General features: G+C 65.6%; 14 protein-coding genes. All 14 read left to right on the top strand.

The window, feature by feature from the left end; translation table 11 throughout:
- The 14 genes from murD to BH93_RS12190 all read left to right on the top strand — a co-directional run bounded on the left by murD (nucleotide 1) and on the right by BH93_RS12190 (nucleotide 16019).
- The gene (gene murD / locus BH93_RS12125; RefSeq protein WP_037177479.1) at nucleotides 1–1461 is read left to right on the top strand and encodes a UDP-N-acetylmuramoyl-L-alanine--D-glutamate ligase; all 1461 of its coding nucleotides are present in this window, start codon (nucleotides 1–3) and stop codon (nucleotides 1459–1461) included.
- Nucleotides 1458–3071, top strand: a complete 1614-nt coding sequence (ftsW, locus tag BH93_RS12130) for a putative lipid II flippase FtsW (RefSeq protein WP_052065867.1) — start codon at nucleotides 1458–1460, stop codon at nucleotides 3069–3071. Before murD ends, ftsW begins: the two co-directional genes overlap by 4 nt.
- On the top strand, nucleotides 3068–4210 hold the full coding sequence (murG, locus tag BH93_RS12135; RefSeq protein ID WP_197914606.1) for an undecaprenyldiphospho-muramoylpentapeptide beta-N-acetylglucosaminyltransferase: 1143 nt from the start codon (nucleotides 3068–3070) through the stop codon (nucleotides 4208–4210). The genes ftsW and murG overlap by 4 nt, the downstream gene beginning before the upstream one ends.
- Nucleotides 4211–4276: 66 nt before the next feature.
- Nucleotides 4277–5782, top strand: coding sequence for a UDP-N-acetylmuramate--L-alanine ligase (gene murC, locus BH93_RS12140; protein WP_052065869.1), 1506 nt, complete (start codon nucleotides 4277–4279; stop codon nucleotides 5780–5782).
- Complete coding sequence (locus tag BH93_RS12145; protein WP_080739272.1) at nucleotides 5779–6588, top strand: cell division protein FtsQ/DivIB; 810 nt, start codon at nucleotides 5779–5781, stop codon at nucleotides 6586–6588. Before murC ends, BH93_RS12145 begins: the two co-directional genes overlap by 4 nt.
- A 172-nt stretch (nucleotides 6589–6760) precedes the next feature.
- Nucleotides 6761–8014, top strand: coding sequence for a cell division protein FtsZ (ftsZ, locus tag BH93_RS12150; protein WP_032403952.1), 1254 nt, complete (start codon nucleotides 6761–6763; stop codon nucleotides 8012–8014).
- A complete protein-coding gene (gene pgeF / locus BH93_RS12155; RefSeq protein WP_037177482.1) occupies nucleotides 8011–8778 on the top strand; it encodes a peptidoglycan editing factor PgeF in 768 nt (255 codons plus the stop codon). Before ftsZ ends, pgeF begins: the two co-directional genes overlap by 4 nt.
- Before the next feature lie 19 nt (nucleotides 8779–8797).
- Entirely contained in the window at nucleotides 8798–9556 is a 759-nt protein-coding gene (locus BH93_RS12160; RefSeq protein WP_052065936.1) for a YggS family pyridoxal phosphate-dependent enzyme, read from the top strand.
- Nucleotides 9557–9638: 82 nt separating this feature from the next.
- A complete protein-coding gene (locus tag BH93_RS12165; RefSeq protein ID WP_037150824.1) occupies nucleotides 9639–10286 on the top strand; it encodes a cell division protein SepF in 648 nt (215 codons plus the stop codon).
- 82 nt (nucleotides 10287–10368) lie between these two features.
- A complete protein-coding gene (locus tag BH93_RS12170) occupies nucleotides 10369–10656 on the top strand; it encodes a YggT family protein (RefSeq protein ID WP_037177485.1) in 288 nt (95 codons plus the stop codon).
- Nucleotides 10657–10815: 159 nt separating this feature from the next.
- Nucleotides 10816–11667, top strand: a complete 852-nt coding sequence (gene wag31 / locus BH93_RS12175; protein WP_032379035.1) for a DivIVA-like cell division protein Wag31 — start codon at nucleotides 10816–10818, stop codon at nucleotides 11665–11667.
- An 81-nt stretch (nucleotides 11668–11748) separates the two neighbouring features.
- The gene (locus BH93_RS12180; protein ID WP_032379034.1) at nucleotides 11749–11925 is read left to right on the top strand and encodes a hypothetical protein; all 177 of its coding nucleotides are present in this window, start codon (nucleotides 11749–11751) and stop codon (nucleotides 11923–11925) included.
- A 285-nt stretch (nucleotides 11926–12210) separates the two neighbouring features.
- A complete protein-coding gene (ileS, locus tag BH93_RS12185; RefSeq protein WP_037177936.1) occupies nucleotides 12211–15348 on the top strand; it encodes an isoleucine--tRNA ligase in 3138 nt (1045 codons plus the stop codon).
- Nucleotides 15345–16019 (top strand): peptide deformylase, encoded by a 675-nt coding sequence (locus BH93_RS12190; RefSeq protein WP_242459190.1) that lies wholly within the window; start codon nucleotides 15345–15347, stop codon nucleotides 16017–16019. Before ileS ends, BH93_RS12190 begins: the two co-directional genes overlap by 4 nt.
- Nucleotides 16020–16067: the final 48 nt, after the last annotated feature.

Below are 16067 nucleotides of genomic sequence, written 5' to 3' on the forward strand. Positions count from 1 at the left end.
ATGAACGAATCTTCGAATGACCTGACGTGGTTGCGCGGTAAGTCGGTGCTGGTGACCGGTGCCCGCGTGTCCGGCCTCGCCGTGGTGCGCCCATTGCTGGATCTCGGGGCCGTCGTCACTGTCACCGACTCCGATCGCGGTGCGCTCGACGGGGCGTCGAGCATCGGTGCCGCGGTGGTGCTGCAGGACGACCTGCTCGGCAATCCCGCGGCGCTGGCAGCGTTTTCACTCGTCGTCACCAGTCCCGGCTTCCGTCCCGATTCTCCGGTGTTGGCCGCTGCCGCAGAACAGAGCATTCCGGTGTGGGGCGATGTCGAATTGTCCTGGCACGTGGACCGGGCCGAGCTGTACGGCCCCAGAACTCGCTGGCTGGTGGTCACCGGAACCAACGGGAAGACGACCACCACTTCGATGCTGGCGTCGATTCTGGAGGCGGCCGCGATCGAGTCGGTGGCCTGCGGAAACATCGGGCTCCCCATCGCCGACGCGTTGCGTCGCACCCCCCATCCGAGTGTTCTCGCCGTGGAACTGTCGTCGTTCCAGTTGTTCTGGGCTCCGTCGGTGCATCCGGCGGGCGGGGTGGTGCTCAACATCGCCGAGGATCACCTCGATTGGCACGGCGGCATGGACGGATATGTCCACGCCAAGGCTCGAGCGCTGTCCGGCACCGTCGCTGTCGTCGGCCTCGACGATGAGCGAGCGGCGAGTCTGGCCGCGGGCTCGCCTGCGGTCGACGTCGTCGGTTTCCGGTTGGGCGAACCCGCCTCGGGCGAGCTGGGAGTGCGGTCGGGCGTACTCGTGGACAACGCCTTCGGTGAGAACGTCGAACTCCTCGCAGCCGAGGACGTCGAGCCGAGTGGACCCTCCGGCATTCTCGATGCGCTGGCGGCCGCCGCGCTGGCTCGCTCGATAGGGGTGCAGGCAGATGCGGTTCGTACCGGTCTGCAGAGCTATCGGGTGGGACCGCATCGCGCGGCGGTGGTGCGCGACCTCGGCGGAGTGACGTTCATCGACGATTCGAAGGCGACGAATCCGCATGCCGCTCGTTCGTCGATCCTGGCCCACGAGCGCGTCGTATGGATCGCGGGCGGGTTGCTCAAGGGTGCCGTGATCGACGATCTGGTCGTGGAGATCGCCGATCGACTCGTTGCTGCGGTGGTGCTCGGCCGCGATGGGATGCAGATCGCACAGGCTTTGGCGCGACACGCGCCCGATGTTCCGGTCGTCAGGCTCCCTTCGGGAGACGATGCTGGTGTGACTCATGGTGCTGAAGATGCTGATGCGGTGATGCGGGCGGTGGTTGCCCATGCGGCCGGACGCGCTGCGCCGGGGGATACCGTCCTGTTGGCTCCCGCGGCTGCATCGCTGGACATGTTCGCCGACTACGGCCATCGCGGCCGCAGCTTCGCCGAGTCGGTCCAGCACCTCGATGCCACCGACATCGGATCGCTGCGCTCGTGACCACCGCTGCTCGGCCGCCGCGCTCTTCTCGTCGCACCTCGCCGCCCCGCACTCGAATCGGCCTGTGGTTCGGCCGTCCGTTGGCGTCGTTCCACCTCATCGTCACGATCGCCGTACTGCTGACGGTGCTGGGCCTGGTGATGGTTCTGTCGGCGTCGTCCGCCGAGTCCTTCGCGGCCGACGAGTCCGGCTACGCGCTGTTCACTCAGCAGTTGATCGGCGTGGCACTGGGAGTCGTCGCGTTCTACGTCGCTCTCCGACTCCCGGTTCGGTACCTCAGGAAGCTGTCTTTTACGCTGTTCCTGGTCTCGATCACGATGTTGATGCTCGTGCTGATTCCGGGAATCGGTGCCGAGCGTCAGGGTGCGCGGCGTTGGTTCGACTTCGGCGTCGTCTCGTTCCAGCCGTCCGAGCTGGCCAAGGTGGCACTGGTGCTGTGGGGTGCGCACCTGCTGGCCTCGCGTCGCAGCGAACACGGCAACATCAAGTCGTTGCTGGTGCCGCTGCTGCCTGCTGGTCTGCTGATGTGTCTGCTGGTGGTGTTGCAGCCGAACCTGAGTACGGCCATCGCCCTCGGCATCATCCTGGTGGCGCTGCTGTGGTTCGCCGGCCTCAACGCCCGGTTGTTCGGTGCGGTGCTGATGACGGGTCTGGCGCTGGCGACTGTGCTCGCGTTCACCGCCGGCTACCGCTCCAACCGCGTGAAGGCCTGGCTCAACCCGGGAGAAGACACCTCGGGACTGTCCTATCAGTCGACCCAGGCGAAATACTCGCTGGCCGACGGCGGTTTGTTCGGCCGCGGGTTGGGGCAGAGTCGTGCGAAGTGGAGCTATCTTCCCAACGCGCACAACGACTTCATCTTCGCCATCATCGGCGAAGAACTCGGCACGATCGGCTGCCTTGCGGTCATCGGCTTGTTCGGACTGTTCGTCTACACGGGCCTGCGCATCGCCATGCGCTCGGTCGATCCCTTTCTGCGCCTGTTGACGGCCGGTGCCACCTGCTGGGTGTTCGGGCAGGCCATGATCAACATCAGCTACGTCGTGGGCCTGCTGCCGGTGACCGGTCTGCAGCTTCCACTCGTGTCCTACGGCGGCACGTCGACAGCGATCACGCTGTTGATGTTCGGCATCATCGCCAGCGCTGCCCGCCACGAGCCGGAAGCGATCGCGGCCCTGCACGCCGGCCAGGAGGGCCGGATCGCGCGGGCCCTCAAGCTTCCGCTGCCCGCGGTGTTCTCGCCCCAACGCGCCGCGATGGCTCGCTCGAAGTCCACTCGCCCCACCCTGGCCGCTCAGGACCGCAAGCGTCTCGAGGCCCGCAGGGGCAAAGACGGACGAGGAGCGCGGGCACCCGAGCCAGGTCGTACCCGAGTATCGAGCTCTCGGGCCGACACGATGTCGCCCGCATCGACCGACCGACGCGGCGATTCGCTCCGCGGCCGGCCTCGCCGCGCCGAACCGCGTCGTGAGCCGTCGGCCGGGTACCCCGCAGGGTCCCGGACGTCCCCCCGGCCCCGTCCCGAAGCTCAGACTTCGTACCGTCCGCGTCCGGAACCACAACCCGGTCGCCCACCCGTTCGCTCGGGTGAGCGAGGATATCGACGGTGAAGCAGACCTCTCGACCGATCTCAGTCGTGGTCGCCGGAGGCGGAACCGCCGGGCACATCGAGCCGGCGCTCGCCGTGGCCGATGCCCTCCGCGTCCTCGACCCCACCGTCACCGTCACCGCTCTCGGCAGCAGCCGCGGCCTGGAGACGACGCTCGTTCCGGCCCGTGGGTACGCCCTCGAACTGATCCCGCCGGTGCCGCTGCCGCGTAAGCCCACCATCGACCTGTTGAAGCTGCCAGTCCGCGTCGTGCGATCGGTACGTCGAACCAGGGAGATATTCGCGGCCGTCGAGGCCGACGTGCTCGTCGGATTCGGTGGTTACGTCGCGTTGCCCGCCTATCTCGCCGCGCGTGGACGGCTGCTCGGTCGTGGTGGACGACTTCCCGTCGTCATTCACGAAGCCAATGCCAGGGCAGGCATCGCCAACAAGGTCGGGGCTCGGTCCGCTCGACGGGTGCTTGCGGCCGTCGCCGGATCGGGTATCGCAGCGCGCGGTGCAGCCGACGCTGAAGTGATCGGAATTCCGGTGCGCCCCACCATCACCGAACTCGACCGCGCGGCGGTGCGCGCACAGGCCTGCGAACACTTCGGTCTGCCGGAGAACGGCCCGGTGCTGCTGGTGTTCGGTGGTTCGCAGGGAGCCCGATCACTCAACGACGCAGTCTCCGGTGCCTCGTCTGCGCTCGCCGAGGCGGGCATTTCGGTTCTGCACGCGCACGGACCGAAGAACTCGCTGGACGTCGAGCAGCGCAACCCGAACGCTCCGTACGTAGCGTTGCCGTACATCGACCGGATGGATCTGGCGTACGCGGCCGCGGACCTGGCCATCTGTCGTTCCGGTGCCATGACGGTCGCCGAGGTGTCCGCGACCGGTCTGCCCGCGGTGTACGTCCCCCTGCCACACGGAAACGGTGAGCAGGAGCTCAACGCCCGTCCGGTCGTCGACGCCGGAGGTGGCATCCTGGTGTCCGATGCGACACTGACCGAGCAGTACGTGACCGACACGGTGATCGCGCTGCTGAACGACACGGAAAAGATTGCTGCTATGTCCAGGGCCGCGGCCGGTGCCGGGCACAAAGGAGCAGCAGCGGCCGTAGCGCAGATCGTGCTCGATACCGCGCACGCGGCGAGACGCTGACCCGGGCGGTGTCGCGCATGCGAAGAGAACGAGGGAGACGTCCGCGTGACAATTGACGGTGCGGCGATGTCGGAATTGCCGGCAGAGCTCGAACGAGTACACATGGTGGGTATCGGTGGTGCCGGAATGTCCGGTATCGCACGCATCCTGCTGGCTCGCGGCGGGCAGGTATCGGGATCGGACGCCAAGGAATCACGTGGTGTGCTCGCGCTCCGTGCACGTGGTGCGCAGGTTCGTATCGGTCACGACGCCAGTGCGCTCGACATGATCGACGGCGGTCCCACCGTCGTGGTGACGACCCATGCCGCGATTCCCAAGACCAATCCGGAGCTGGTCGAGGCCCGGATGCGCGGAATTCCGGTGGTTCTGCGGCCGGCCGTGCTGTCCTCTCTCATGCAGGGCTACCGCACATTGCTGGTCTCGGGCACCCACGGGAAGACGTCGACCACCTCCATGCTGGTGGTCGCGCTCCAGCATTGCGGGTTCGATCCGTCGTTCGCCGTCGGGGGAGAGCTCAACGAGGCCGGGACCAATGCGCACCACGGAAGCGGCGACGTGTTCGTGGCCGAGGCGGACGAGAGCGACGGTTCGCTGCTGCAGTACACGGCCGACGTGATCATCGTGACCAACATCGAGGCCGATCACCTGGACCACTTCGGCACCACCGAGGCCTACGTGCAGGTGTTCGACGACTTCGCCGCCGTGCTGCGCCCCGGCGGCGTGCTCGTGGCATGCATGGACGATCCGGGTTCGGCAGCGCTGGCACGCCGAGTGGTCGAGAAGAACCTGCCCGGCGTGACCGTGCTCGGCTACGGGTCGGCCGACGTAGACGCCGGACCGGTCGAGATGGCCGTCCGTCTGTTGGCGTGGGAGCCCGAGGACATCGGCGGCGTCGCGCAGCTGCAGATCGCCGGTGAGGATGCGGCGCGCACGGTTCGGCTCGGTGTTCCTGGACGGCACACCGCGCTCAATGCGCTTGCGGCGTTCGTCGCGGCGCGTCAGGTGGGTGCCGGTACGGAGGAACTGCTGGCCGGGCTCACCGGCTTCGGCGGGGTTCACCGACGTTTCCAGTTCACCGGTCGAGAGCACGGCGTCCGAGTGTTCGACGATTACGCACACCATCCCACCGAGGTACGTGCGGTGTTGACGGCAGCGCAGGCTCTCGTCGCCGGCCAGGACCGCGCAGGTCTCGAGCGGGGGCGGGTCGTGGTGGTGTTCCAACCGCACCTGTATTCACGGACCGCGACGTTCGCCGAGGAGTTCGGTGCTGCGTTGTCGTTGGCGGACGAGATCGTGGTGCTCGATGTCTACGGTGCGCGCGAGGAGCCGTTGCCCGGTGTGACGGGGGCACTGGTTGCCGCCTCGGTGACCAAACCGGTGAACTATCAACCGGATCTGTCGTTGGTGGCCAAGCAGGTCGCTCATCTGAGCAGGCCGGGCGACGTGGTCATCACCATGGGTGCCGGTGACGTGACGATGCTCGGTGGTCCGATTCTGGACGCACTTCGCTCGAAAACCGATTTCGGTGCTGCGACCGGCCGCGGCGTACCGAAGGATCGGCCGGCGCAGTGAACCGCCGCTCCGATCGAGTTCGTTCTTCGAGGTCGGGAACAGCTGCAGCAGAGGATGATTCGCCATCCCAGGTCGGTGACAAGCATCTGAGCGACAAGCAGGTGCGCGCCCTGGCCAGGGAACACGAGCGCGCTCGGGTGAAGCGGTCGCGTCGCAAGGCGGTGCTGATTGCGCTTGCCGTCGTGGTCGTGGTGGTGGGATCGGCTGCGCTGGTGTACTTCACGCCGCTGCTCTCGGTTCGGAGCGTCACGGTCGCGGGGGAGTCCTCGGTGTCCGAGCAGGAGATCCTGGATCTGCTCGACGTTCCCGCCGGTCTTCCGCTGGTTCGGGTGGACACGGCTGCGGCGGCGCAGCGGGTGGCGACGATTCCGGCGTTGGCGACGGTGCGCGTGCAGCGTAAGTACCCGTCGACCGTGCAGGTGACTGTCGAGGAGCGAACGCCGGTGGCGTTCTTCGATTCTCCGGATGGCACTCATCTGCTCGATTCCACCGGCGTGGATTTTGCGATCGCATCTCCGCCGCCCGGGGTTGTGCGGCTGGTGACCGAGAATCCGGTGTTCGGTGATGCGGTGACGAAAGATGCTCTGGCGGTGCTCGATACGCTGCCGCCACTGTTGCGAGATCAAGTGGGAGAGCTGCGCGCGAGCACCTTGTCCGACATCTCGATTCTGTTGCTCGACGGGCGAACCGTGGTGTGGGGTAGCAAGGACAACTCCGAACGCAAGGCCGCGGTGGCGATCGCGTTGCTGTCGCAGCCCGGCCAGATTTTCGACGTGTCGAGTCCGGATCTACCCACCACGAAGTAGTTTCGGCGCGAGTGACGCATATTTCCGGCGCGGCGTCGGCGCGCCTAATGGCGATAGCCGTCGGGGATGAATAGCGTTCCGGGCAGTTCAGTACTTGACATAACTCTAAGCCTGTGGTTTAGGTTGAGGGTTTTCCACATTTCACGCAACAACCCACGGAAGGCGAGAGCCCATGACGCCCCCGCACAACTACCTCGCCGTAATCAAGGTCGTCGGCATCGGCGGCGGCGGCGTGAACGCGGTCAACCGCATGATCGAACAGGGACTCAAGGGAGTCGAGTTCATCGCGGTCAACACCGACGCTCAGGCCTTGCTGATGAGTGACGCAGACGTCAAGCTCGACGTGGGCCGCGAGCTGACCCGCGGACTCGGCGCAGGTGCCGATCCCGAGGTGGGTCGCCGCGCAGCAGACGATCACAAGGACGAGATCGAAGAGGTGCTCAAGGGTGCCGACATGGTCTTCGTCACCGCAGGAGAGGGCGGCGGCACCGGTACCGGCGGCGCTCCCGTCGTAGCCAACATCGCTCGCAAGCTCGGCGCACTGACCGTCGGCGTCGTCACTCGGCCGTTCTCTTTCGAGGGCAAGCGTCGCGGCGGACAGGCCGATACCGGCATCCAGCAGCTTCGTGAGTCCTGCGACACGCTCATCGTCATCCCCAACGACCGCTTGCTCCAGCTCGGCGATGCAGCGGTGAGCCTCATGGATGCATTCCGCAGCGCCGACGAGGTTCTGCTCAACGGCGTCCAGGGCATCACCGACCTCATCACCACCCCGGGCCTGATCAACGTCGACTTCGCCGACGTCAAGGGCGTCATGTCCGGCGCAGGCAGTGCGCTGATGGGCATCGGCTCCTCCCGCGGCGAAGGTCGCGCGATCAAGGCCGCCGAATCGGCGATCAACTCGCCGCTGCTCGAGGCTTCGATGGAAGGCGCACGCGGAGTGCTCCTGTCCATCGCCGGCGGCTCGGACCTCGGTCTGTTCGAGATCAACGAGGCTGCGTCGCTGGTGCAGGAAGCAGCCCACATCGACGCCAACATCATCTTCGGAACGGTCATCGACGATTCGCTCGGCGACGAGGTTCGGGTGACCGTCATCGCCGCAGGCTTCGACGGCGGCACCCCGACGCGCCGCCCGGTCGAAGCGGCAACGTCCACACGCGGTCCGATCGGATCGGCCCGCTCCGGTGAGGTGTCCTCGCGCACGAACGAGAGCTCCGAAGGTGCTGTGTTCCGTGACCCGGTCGGTGCACCGAGTGGCAGCAGCCTGCCGCCGCTGAACTCGTCGAGCTCGTCCAACCGCGAGTCGTCCAGCCGGGAATCCGGCGGCGGGCAGGGCCGCGAGGGTGTCGGCTCCGGCCGTCGAGTGCCGATCGCCGAGGACGAGGGCGAAGACGAAGTCGACGTGCCGTCCTTCATGCGGCGGTGAGCGGTACCGCATCCGCTGTTCCGTTCCGCGTTCGACGCGTCTCGACCACGAGAGCGGGCGGTGTCTCGGCACCCCCGTTCGACACTTTCAATCTCGGCGATCACGTCGGCGACGATCCGTCGGCCGTCGAGGCCAACCGCCGTCGTCTCGGCGAGAGATTGGGAATGGGAGTCGAGCGGCTCGTCTTCATGGAACAGGTTCACGGACGCACCGTCACGGTGGTCGACGGTCCCGTAGCCGAGCCGGTGGCGATGACCGATGCATTGGTGACGACGCAGCGTGACCTCGGGCTGGTCGTGTTGACCGCCGATTGTGTACCGATCCTGCTCTCCGACGAGGAGGCCGGAGTGATCGCCGCTGTGCACGCAGGCCGGGTCGGTGCGCGTATCGGCATCGTTCCTCGGGTCGTGGAGGCCATGGTCGAGCTCGGTGCAGTGCCCGCGAGGATCGGTGCATTTCTCGGCCCGGCCGCGAGTGGACGCCAGTACGAGGTGCCCGCAGCGATGCGCGCGGACGTCGACAAGCATCTCCCCGGCAGCGCGACGACGACGGTTCGCAACACACCGGGACTCGACATCCCCGCCGGTGTCCGGGCCCAACTGCTCGCGGCGGGAGTGTCCGCAGTGGCGCAGGATCCGCGCTGCACCATCGAGGACAGAACTCTGTTCAGCCACCGCCGGGAAGGGTCGACCGGCCGGATCGCCAGCGTGGTGTGGATGGACAGTGCATCGACGGACGATCGGCCCGCAGCGGTCGATCGCTGAGACGGCAGAAGGGGATGTCATGAGCGAACCCATCGATGATGGCGGGCCGGTCGCGGACCGTGCGGTCGAGATCGAGACAGCGTTGACGTCGGTGCGCGAGCGGTTGCGCCGCGCCTGTGTCGATGCAGGCCGGACGCCCGCTGACGTGGCCCTGCTGCCTGTGACCAAGTTCTTTCCGGCGTCGGACGTGCGCACCCTGTACCGGCTCGGTTGCCGCGACTTCGGCGAATCCCGAGAGCAGGACGCATCGCCGACGGTTGCCGAGACGGCCGAGGATTTTCTCCCCGATCCGCCGCGGTGGCACATGATCGGGCACCTGCAGCGAAACAAGGCGAAGTCCGTCGCGGCCTGGGCCCATTCCATCCATTCGGTGGACAGTGCGAGGCTCGTGGCGGCGCTGTCGAAAGCGACCGTATCCGCGCTCGACGAGGGTGTGCGTCGGTCGGAACTCGACGTGCTTCTTCAGGTCAGTCTCGACGGCGATGTGCACCGCGGAGGCGTCGAACGTGACGAACTCCACGAGCTGGCCGAGGCTGTGTCGAACGCAGCAGGGTTGCGTCTGGTGGGGTTGATGGCGGTGCCGCCTCTCGACGCCGAACCGGAGGCCGCGTTCGCCGACCTCGAGAATCTCCACCATCGTCTGTTGCTCGATCATCCCGAGGCGCTCGAGCTGTCTGCCGGTATGACTGGAGACCTGGAAGCTGCTGTGCGCCACGGATCGACGTGCGTGCGTGTCGGTACCGCAATACTCGGGGCCCGGCCGATAACCTCGCAATAACAGTCCACGGATCACATCAGTCACAACAGACACTTGCGAACCTGGGGATCGACGGTAGACACACTCCACGGAAGGCAGAACGATGAGCACCCTGCACAAGTTCAAGGCGTACTTCGGCATGGTTCCGCTCGCCGACTACGAGGACGACTACCTCGACGATCCGGACGCGCGGCGCAGCTCCCGTGGTGGGCGTGACAGCTACGACGACATCGACGAGCGTGAGTTCGTGAAGCCGTCGTTCGGTGGATCTCGGCACGCTCAACTCGACGACGACTACGACGATTACGAGGCTCCTCGGCCGGCGGCCACCCTGGCCCCGATCGGTGGCCGAGGACGTACATCGGCACCGTCGACCCGAGGTACGGCCACTCGCGGAGCACTGGCCATGGACACCCGTATGGATGTGCGGGCGGAAACTCGGCGCAGCCCGATCGTCGACGACGGTGGTCCGCTGTCGAAGATCACCACGCTGCGTCCGCGCGACTACAGCGAGGCCCGCACCATCGGCGAGCGTTTCCGCGACGGCACTCCGGTGATCATGGACCTGGTGGAGATGAGCAACGCGGACGCCAAGCGACTGGTCGATTTTGCTGCCGGTCTGGCCTTTGCGCTCCGTGGTTCGTTCGACAAGGTAGCGACGAAGGTCTTTCTGCTGTCGCCCGCCGACGTCGATGTATCGCCGCAGGAGCGCAGGCGCATCGCTGAGACCGGTTTCTACAGTCAGCAGTGAGAGTTTCTCTGTTCGGAGCGGTAGTTCGAGGCTGTGACCAGCGCACTTTGCTCAGCCTGGCGAAGTCAGGCAGAGTATAGCCGTGATCGTGTTCACGGTGATCAACATCGTATTGTTTCTTTTCTGGCTCCTTCTCATCGGTCGAATCATCGTCGAGTTCATCAGGACTTTTGCGAGAGATTGGCAACCGACGGGAGTGGTCGTCATCTTGCTCGAGGCGATCTTCACGGTTACCGACCCGCCGGTGAAGCTTCTCCGCAGGATCATTCCGCCGCTCAACCTCGGTGGAGTTCGGCTGGATCTGTCCATCATGGTCCTGCTGTTCGTCGTCTTCATCGCGTGGAATGTGACCAGCAGTCTCGCGGCCTGAGGCCGAAGATGGAATGTTAGAACGTAGGACGCGCGCAAGCTGCGTGTCCTGTGTGACAGAATGGACGCCAGTTACAGTTTGATTGTTCTGCACTCGCGCGGAATGGCATATAACTGAATGCTTGCTCTACCGCCCCAAGACGCGTGAAGGGATCCTTCCATGCCGCTGACTCCAGCTGATGTGCACAACGTAGCGTTCAGCAAGCCGCCTATCGGTAAGCGTGGTTACAACGAAGACGAGGTCGACGCTTTCCTCGACCTCGTCGAGCAAGAGTTGTCGCGACTGATCGAGGAGAACGCCGACCTCCGCCAGCGAGTCGGTGAGCTCGATCAGGAGCTCGCGGACGCCAAGAGCTCGGTTCGGCAGAACCCGCAGCCCGCTCAGGTCGCGGCACCGAAGGTCGAGCCGCCGCGCCCGGTGGATCCCCCGAAGCCCGCGCCTGTGGTTCAGCAGCCTGCACCGGTCGCACCCGTTGCCGCAGCCCCGCAGCAGAGTGGCGACTCCAACATGCAGGCCGCCAAGATCCTCGGCCTCGCTCAGGAGATGGCCGATCGTCTCACCGGTGATGCCAAGTCGGAGTCCGAGCAGCTGCTCGGCAACGCTCGCACCAACGCCGAGCGTCTGGTGTCCGATGCCCGCACGCGTTCCGAGTCGATGATGTCCGAGGCTCGGCAGAAGTCCGAGTCGCTGCTCTCCGATGCACAGACGCGCTCCGAGACCCAGCTTCGTCAGGCCAAGGAGAAGGCCGACGCACTGCAGGCCGACGCCGAGCGCAAGCACACCGAGATCATGGCGACGATCAACCAGCAGCGCTCCGTTCTCGAAGGCCGCATCGAGCAGCTCAAGACGTTCGAGCGCGAATACCGGGTGCGCCTCAAGTCGTACCTCGAATCTCAGCTCGAAGAGCTCGAGAATCGTTCGTCGGCTCTGCCTGTCGACAACGGCCAGGACAACTTCAACCAGGACAACCAGTCGTCCGGTTACAGCCAGTCGTACGCCAAGGGCAACTGACGCTCCACTGCGTCCGCCGACGCTGCCGATGACGGCAGCGTCGGACCCGGCTGTCATGGCGAATGGTGAGCGAGGAATCCCGTGTTGGTCCTGACTCTCGGCGCAGCGGCGATCGGTTTCGGATTCTTGGTTCTCGCCCTGATGACGGGGTCCGTCGTGTGGGCCTGGGCGTGCATAGTGGTGTGCATCCTCGGAGCGATTCTGCTTCTGGTCGGCGCGCTCACCGGCCGTCGACCACCGCCGGAACTCGACAGGTAGCATCTCTTTCAGGACAGGTATGTTCAGGCGTCGATCCGGCCATCACCGGGGAGCCTTCGGAAGAACGACGTCGATGCGAAGCGCCGAGGTGTTTCGGATGGACGTTCAGTAGAACCGAACGGGTGAGCCCGTCACAGCTCACGTGGAGTGGCTCGCTCCGACGGCAGGAACGTCGAGTGCGAGCAAGCGGGGTGGTACCGCGGTATCGGCGTCCAGATCGTCGAATGTCGTCCCCGTGCCAACAGATGTCGCGTCTCGTACGCGTCCGGCACGGAGGAGACAGATATGACAGATTCGAGCTCACGTCCCACGAGCGCGTCGTACCCGCTGGTGGATCTGGCCGAGGGTCGATCGGGAAGTGTTCCGTTCCCTGATCTGGAGCGCATGGTGCTGCACGAGTGGGCCGAGGACGGTACGTTCCGGGCGAGCATCGACAACCGCGCGGATGCCGAGGAATTCGTCTTCTACGATGGCCCTCCGTTCGCGAACGGCCTGCCCCACTACGGACATCTGCTCACCGGGTACGTCAAGGATCTCGTTCCGCGTTTCCAGACCATGCGCGGCAAGAAGGTCGAGCGTCGGTTCGGTTGGGACTGCCACGGTCTGCCCGCAGAGCTGGAAGCGGAGAAGCAGCTCGGCATCAAGGACAAGTCCGAGATCGACGAAATGGGCCTGGCGAAGTTCAACGCCTACTGCAAGCAGTCGGTACTGCAGTACACCGACGAGTGGCGCGACTACGTCACCCGGCAGGCGCGGTGGGTCGATTTCGACAACGACTACAAGACCCTCGACGTCGACTTCATGGAGTCCGTCATGTGGGCGTTCAAGACGCTGCACGACAAAGGCTTGATCTACCAGGGCTACCGAGTTCTGCCGTACAGCTGGTACGAGCAGACGCCCTTGTCCAATCAGGAGACCCGCCTGGACGACGCATACAAGATGCGTCAGGATCCCGCGGTCACCGTCACGATGCCGTTGACGGCTCCCGGCTCACCGCTGGACGGCGCGAACGCACTGATCTGGACCACCACTCCGTGGACCCTTCCGTCCAACTTGGCGATCGCGGTGCACCCCGATGTGCATTACGTGCAGGTGCGAGGCACGGACGGTGAGCGTTACGTGCTTGCCGCTGCGCGTCTTCCGCACTACGCGAAGGAACTGGGGGAGGAGCCGGAGGTGCTCTCGGAGCACACCGGCACCGAGTTGGTCGGACTCGCCTACGCACCGCCGTACGACTTCTTTCTCGGCCACGAGAACGCGCACCGCGTGCTGCAGGCCGACTACGTCACCACCGATTCGGGCACCGGAATCGTGCACCTCGCACCCGCTTTCGGTGAAGAGGACATGGACGTCGCCACCGCGAACGGTATCGAGGTGGTGCAACCCCTCGACGCGGGCGGAAAGTTCACCTCGCTGGTGCCGCCGTACGAGGGTCTGATGGTGTTCGATGCCAACCCGGTGATCATCAAGGACCTCAAGGCCTCGGGCCGCCTGCTGCGGCACGAGACCATCGAGCACTCGTACCCGCACAGCTGGCGCAGCGGTCAGCCGCTGATCTACATGGCGGTTCCGTCGTGGTTCGTCGCGGTCACCAAGTTCCGTGATCGAATGGTCGAGCTCAACCAGGAGATCACCTGGGTGCCCGAGCACATCAAGGACGGCCAGTTCGGCAAGTGGCTCGAAGGTGCACGAGACTGGAACATCAGCCGAAACCGATACTGGGGCAGCCCCATTCCGGCCTGGACGTCCGACGACCCCGCCTACCCTCGTCTCGACGTGTACGGCAGCCTGGACGAGCTCGAGCGTGACTTCGGTGTGCGTCCGACGGATCTGCATCGTCCGTACATCGACGACCTGACGCGACCCAACCCGGACGACCCGACCGGCAAGTCCACGATGCGTCGCGTTCCCGAGGTGCTGGACTGCTGGTTCGAGTCGGGCTCGATGCCGTACGCACAGGTGCATTTCCCGTTCGAGAACGAGGAATGGTTCTCCACGCACAACCCGGGCGATTTCATCGTCGAGTACAACGGGCAGACCCGCGGCTGGTTCTACACGCTGCACGTGCTGGCGACCGCGCTCTTCGATCGGCCTGCGTTCAAAACTGTTGCCGCACACGGCATCGTGCTCGGCGACGACGGTCTGAAGATGAGCAAGTCCAAGGGTAACTACCCGGACGTCAAGGAGGTCTTCGACCGCGACGGCTCCGACGCAATGCGGTGGTTCCTGATGTCGTCACCCATCCTGCGCGGCGGCAACCTGATCGTCACCGAGCAGGGCATCCGCGAGGGCGTGCGGCAGGCACTGCTGCCGATCTGGAATGCGTGGAGCTTCCTTCAGCTCTACGCCTCGACGCCCGGCCAGTGGCGTACCGATTCGCCGCACGTGCTCGATCGCTACGTTCTCGCCAAGCTGTCGGCCACCCGCGACGCGATCACCGATGCGCTCGAGGGCAACGACATCGCCGGTGCCTGCGACGAGCTGCGCACGTTCTGCGATGCACTGACCAATTGGTATGTGCGACGGTCTCGTTCGCGGTTCTGGAGCGAGGACGCCGACGCGATCGACACCCTGCACACCGTGCTCGAGGTGCTCACGCGCATCGCAGCTCCGTTGCTTCCGCTGATCAGCGAAGTGGTGTGGCGGGGCTTGACCGGTGGCCGCTCGGTGCACCTGACGGATTGGCCCGAGGCCGACGAACTGCCGTCGGATCCGGAACTCGTCGAGAGCATGGACGAGGTTCGTACCGTGTGCTCCACCGTGCTGGGTCTGCGTAAGGCGCAGAACCTGCGAGTGCGGTTGCCGCTGCCCGAGGTGACGGTTGCCGCCGCCGATGCGGAGCGCCTGCGTCCGTTCGTCGACATCATCGCCGACGAGGTCAACGTCAAGAAGGTCGACCTCACCGAAGACGTTGCCGTACACGGAAAGTTCGAGCTCGTCGTCAACGCGCGTGCTGCGGGCCCGCGTATGGGCAAGGACGTCCAGAAGGTGATCAAGGCCGTCAAGGCAGGCGATTGGGAAGAGGATGCCGACGGTGTCGTGAGCGCAGCAGGAACAGTGCTGCTGCCCGAGGAGTACACCCGCAAACTCGTTGCGGCCGAGCCGGAATCGACGGCACCACTGCCCGGTAACGCCGGTCTGGTGGTGCTCGATTCCGCCGTCACCGAGGAGCTGGAGGCGGAGGGCTGGGCCAAGGATCGCATCCGAGAACTACAGGACGCGCGTCGTAATCACGGACTCGACGTCTCGGACCGTATCGACATCGTCATCGAGGTGCCCGAGCACCGACAGGCATGGCTGGACACTCACCGGGATCTGATCGCGCGCGAGGTGCTCGCACACTCCCTCGTCGACGGACGCGTCGGAGACGACGGCAGCGATCTCGGTGAAGGAGTTCGGGCAGCGGTCACGAAGTCGTCGTGAGTGAAGGGCATGTGAGTGAAGGGCATGTGACCGAGGAGGCGGTGGTCGGTGCCGTTCACGAGCTCCTCGCCGGAGCTCGCGGTGGCGTAGTGCCGATCGTCGCGGCCGGCGACCCGGTTCTACGGTCGCGGGCAGCGGCGTACGACGGGCAACTCGACGCCGACACGTTCGCGGAGTTGGTCGAGGTGATGCGGGCGACGATGCACGCCGCACCGGGCGTCGGTCTCGCTGCGCCGCAGATCGGTATTCCGCTGCAGATTGCGGTGATCGAGGATCTGTTCGACGTCGGTGAGGCTGTCGCTCGTGCGAGAGAGCGCACGCCGCTGCCGTTCCGAGTGTTGGTCAATCCCCGGTACGCGCCGGTGGGGTCGAGGACGGCAGGTTTCTACGAGGGGTGCCTCAGCGTTCCCGGCTACCAGGCCGTCGTGAGCCGGGCAGCCGAGGTACGGCTCGCGTGCACCGACGAATTCGGTCGAAAGGTCGACGAGGTGGTCCGCGGCTGGCCGGCCCGAATCGTTGCTCACGAGACCGACCACCTCGGCGGAACGCTGTACATCGACATCGCGCACACCCGATCGTTGACCACGACCGAGAACTACGGTGCACTGTGGTCGGATCCGACACCCGAACGCGCTGGTCAGGCGCTCGGCTTCACCGTCGATCCTCGCTGACTGTGCCGAACATCGCCGACGACACCCTGCGGAGTCGCCGATGGGTGC

The sequence above is a fragment of the Rhodococcoides fascians A25f genome, from assembly GCF_000760935.2.
Lineage (GTDB): Bacteria > Actinomycetota > Actinomycetes > Mycobacteriales > Mycobacteriaceae > Rhodococcoides.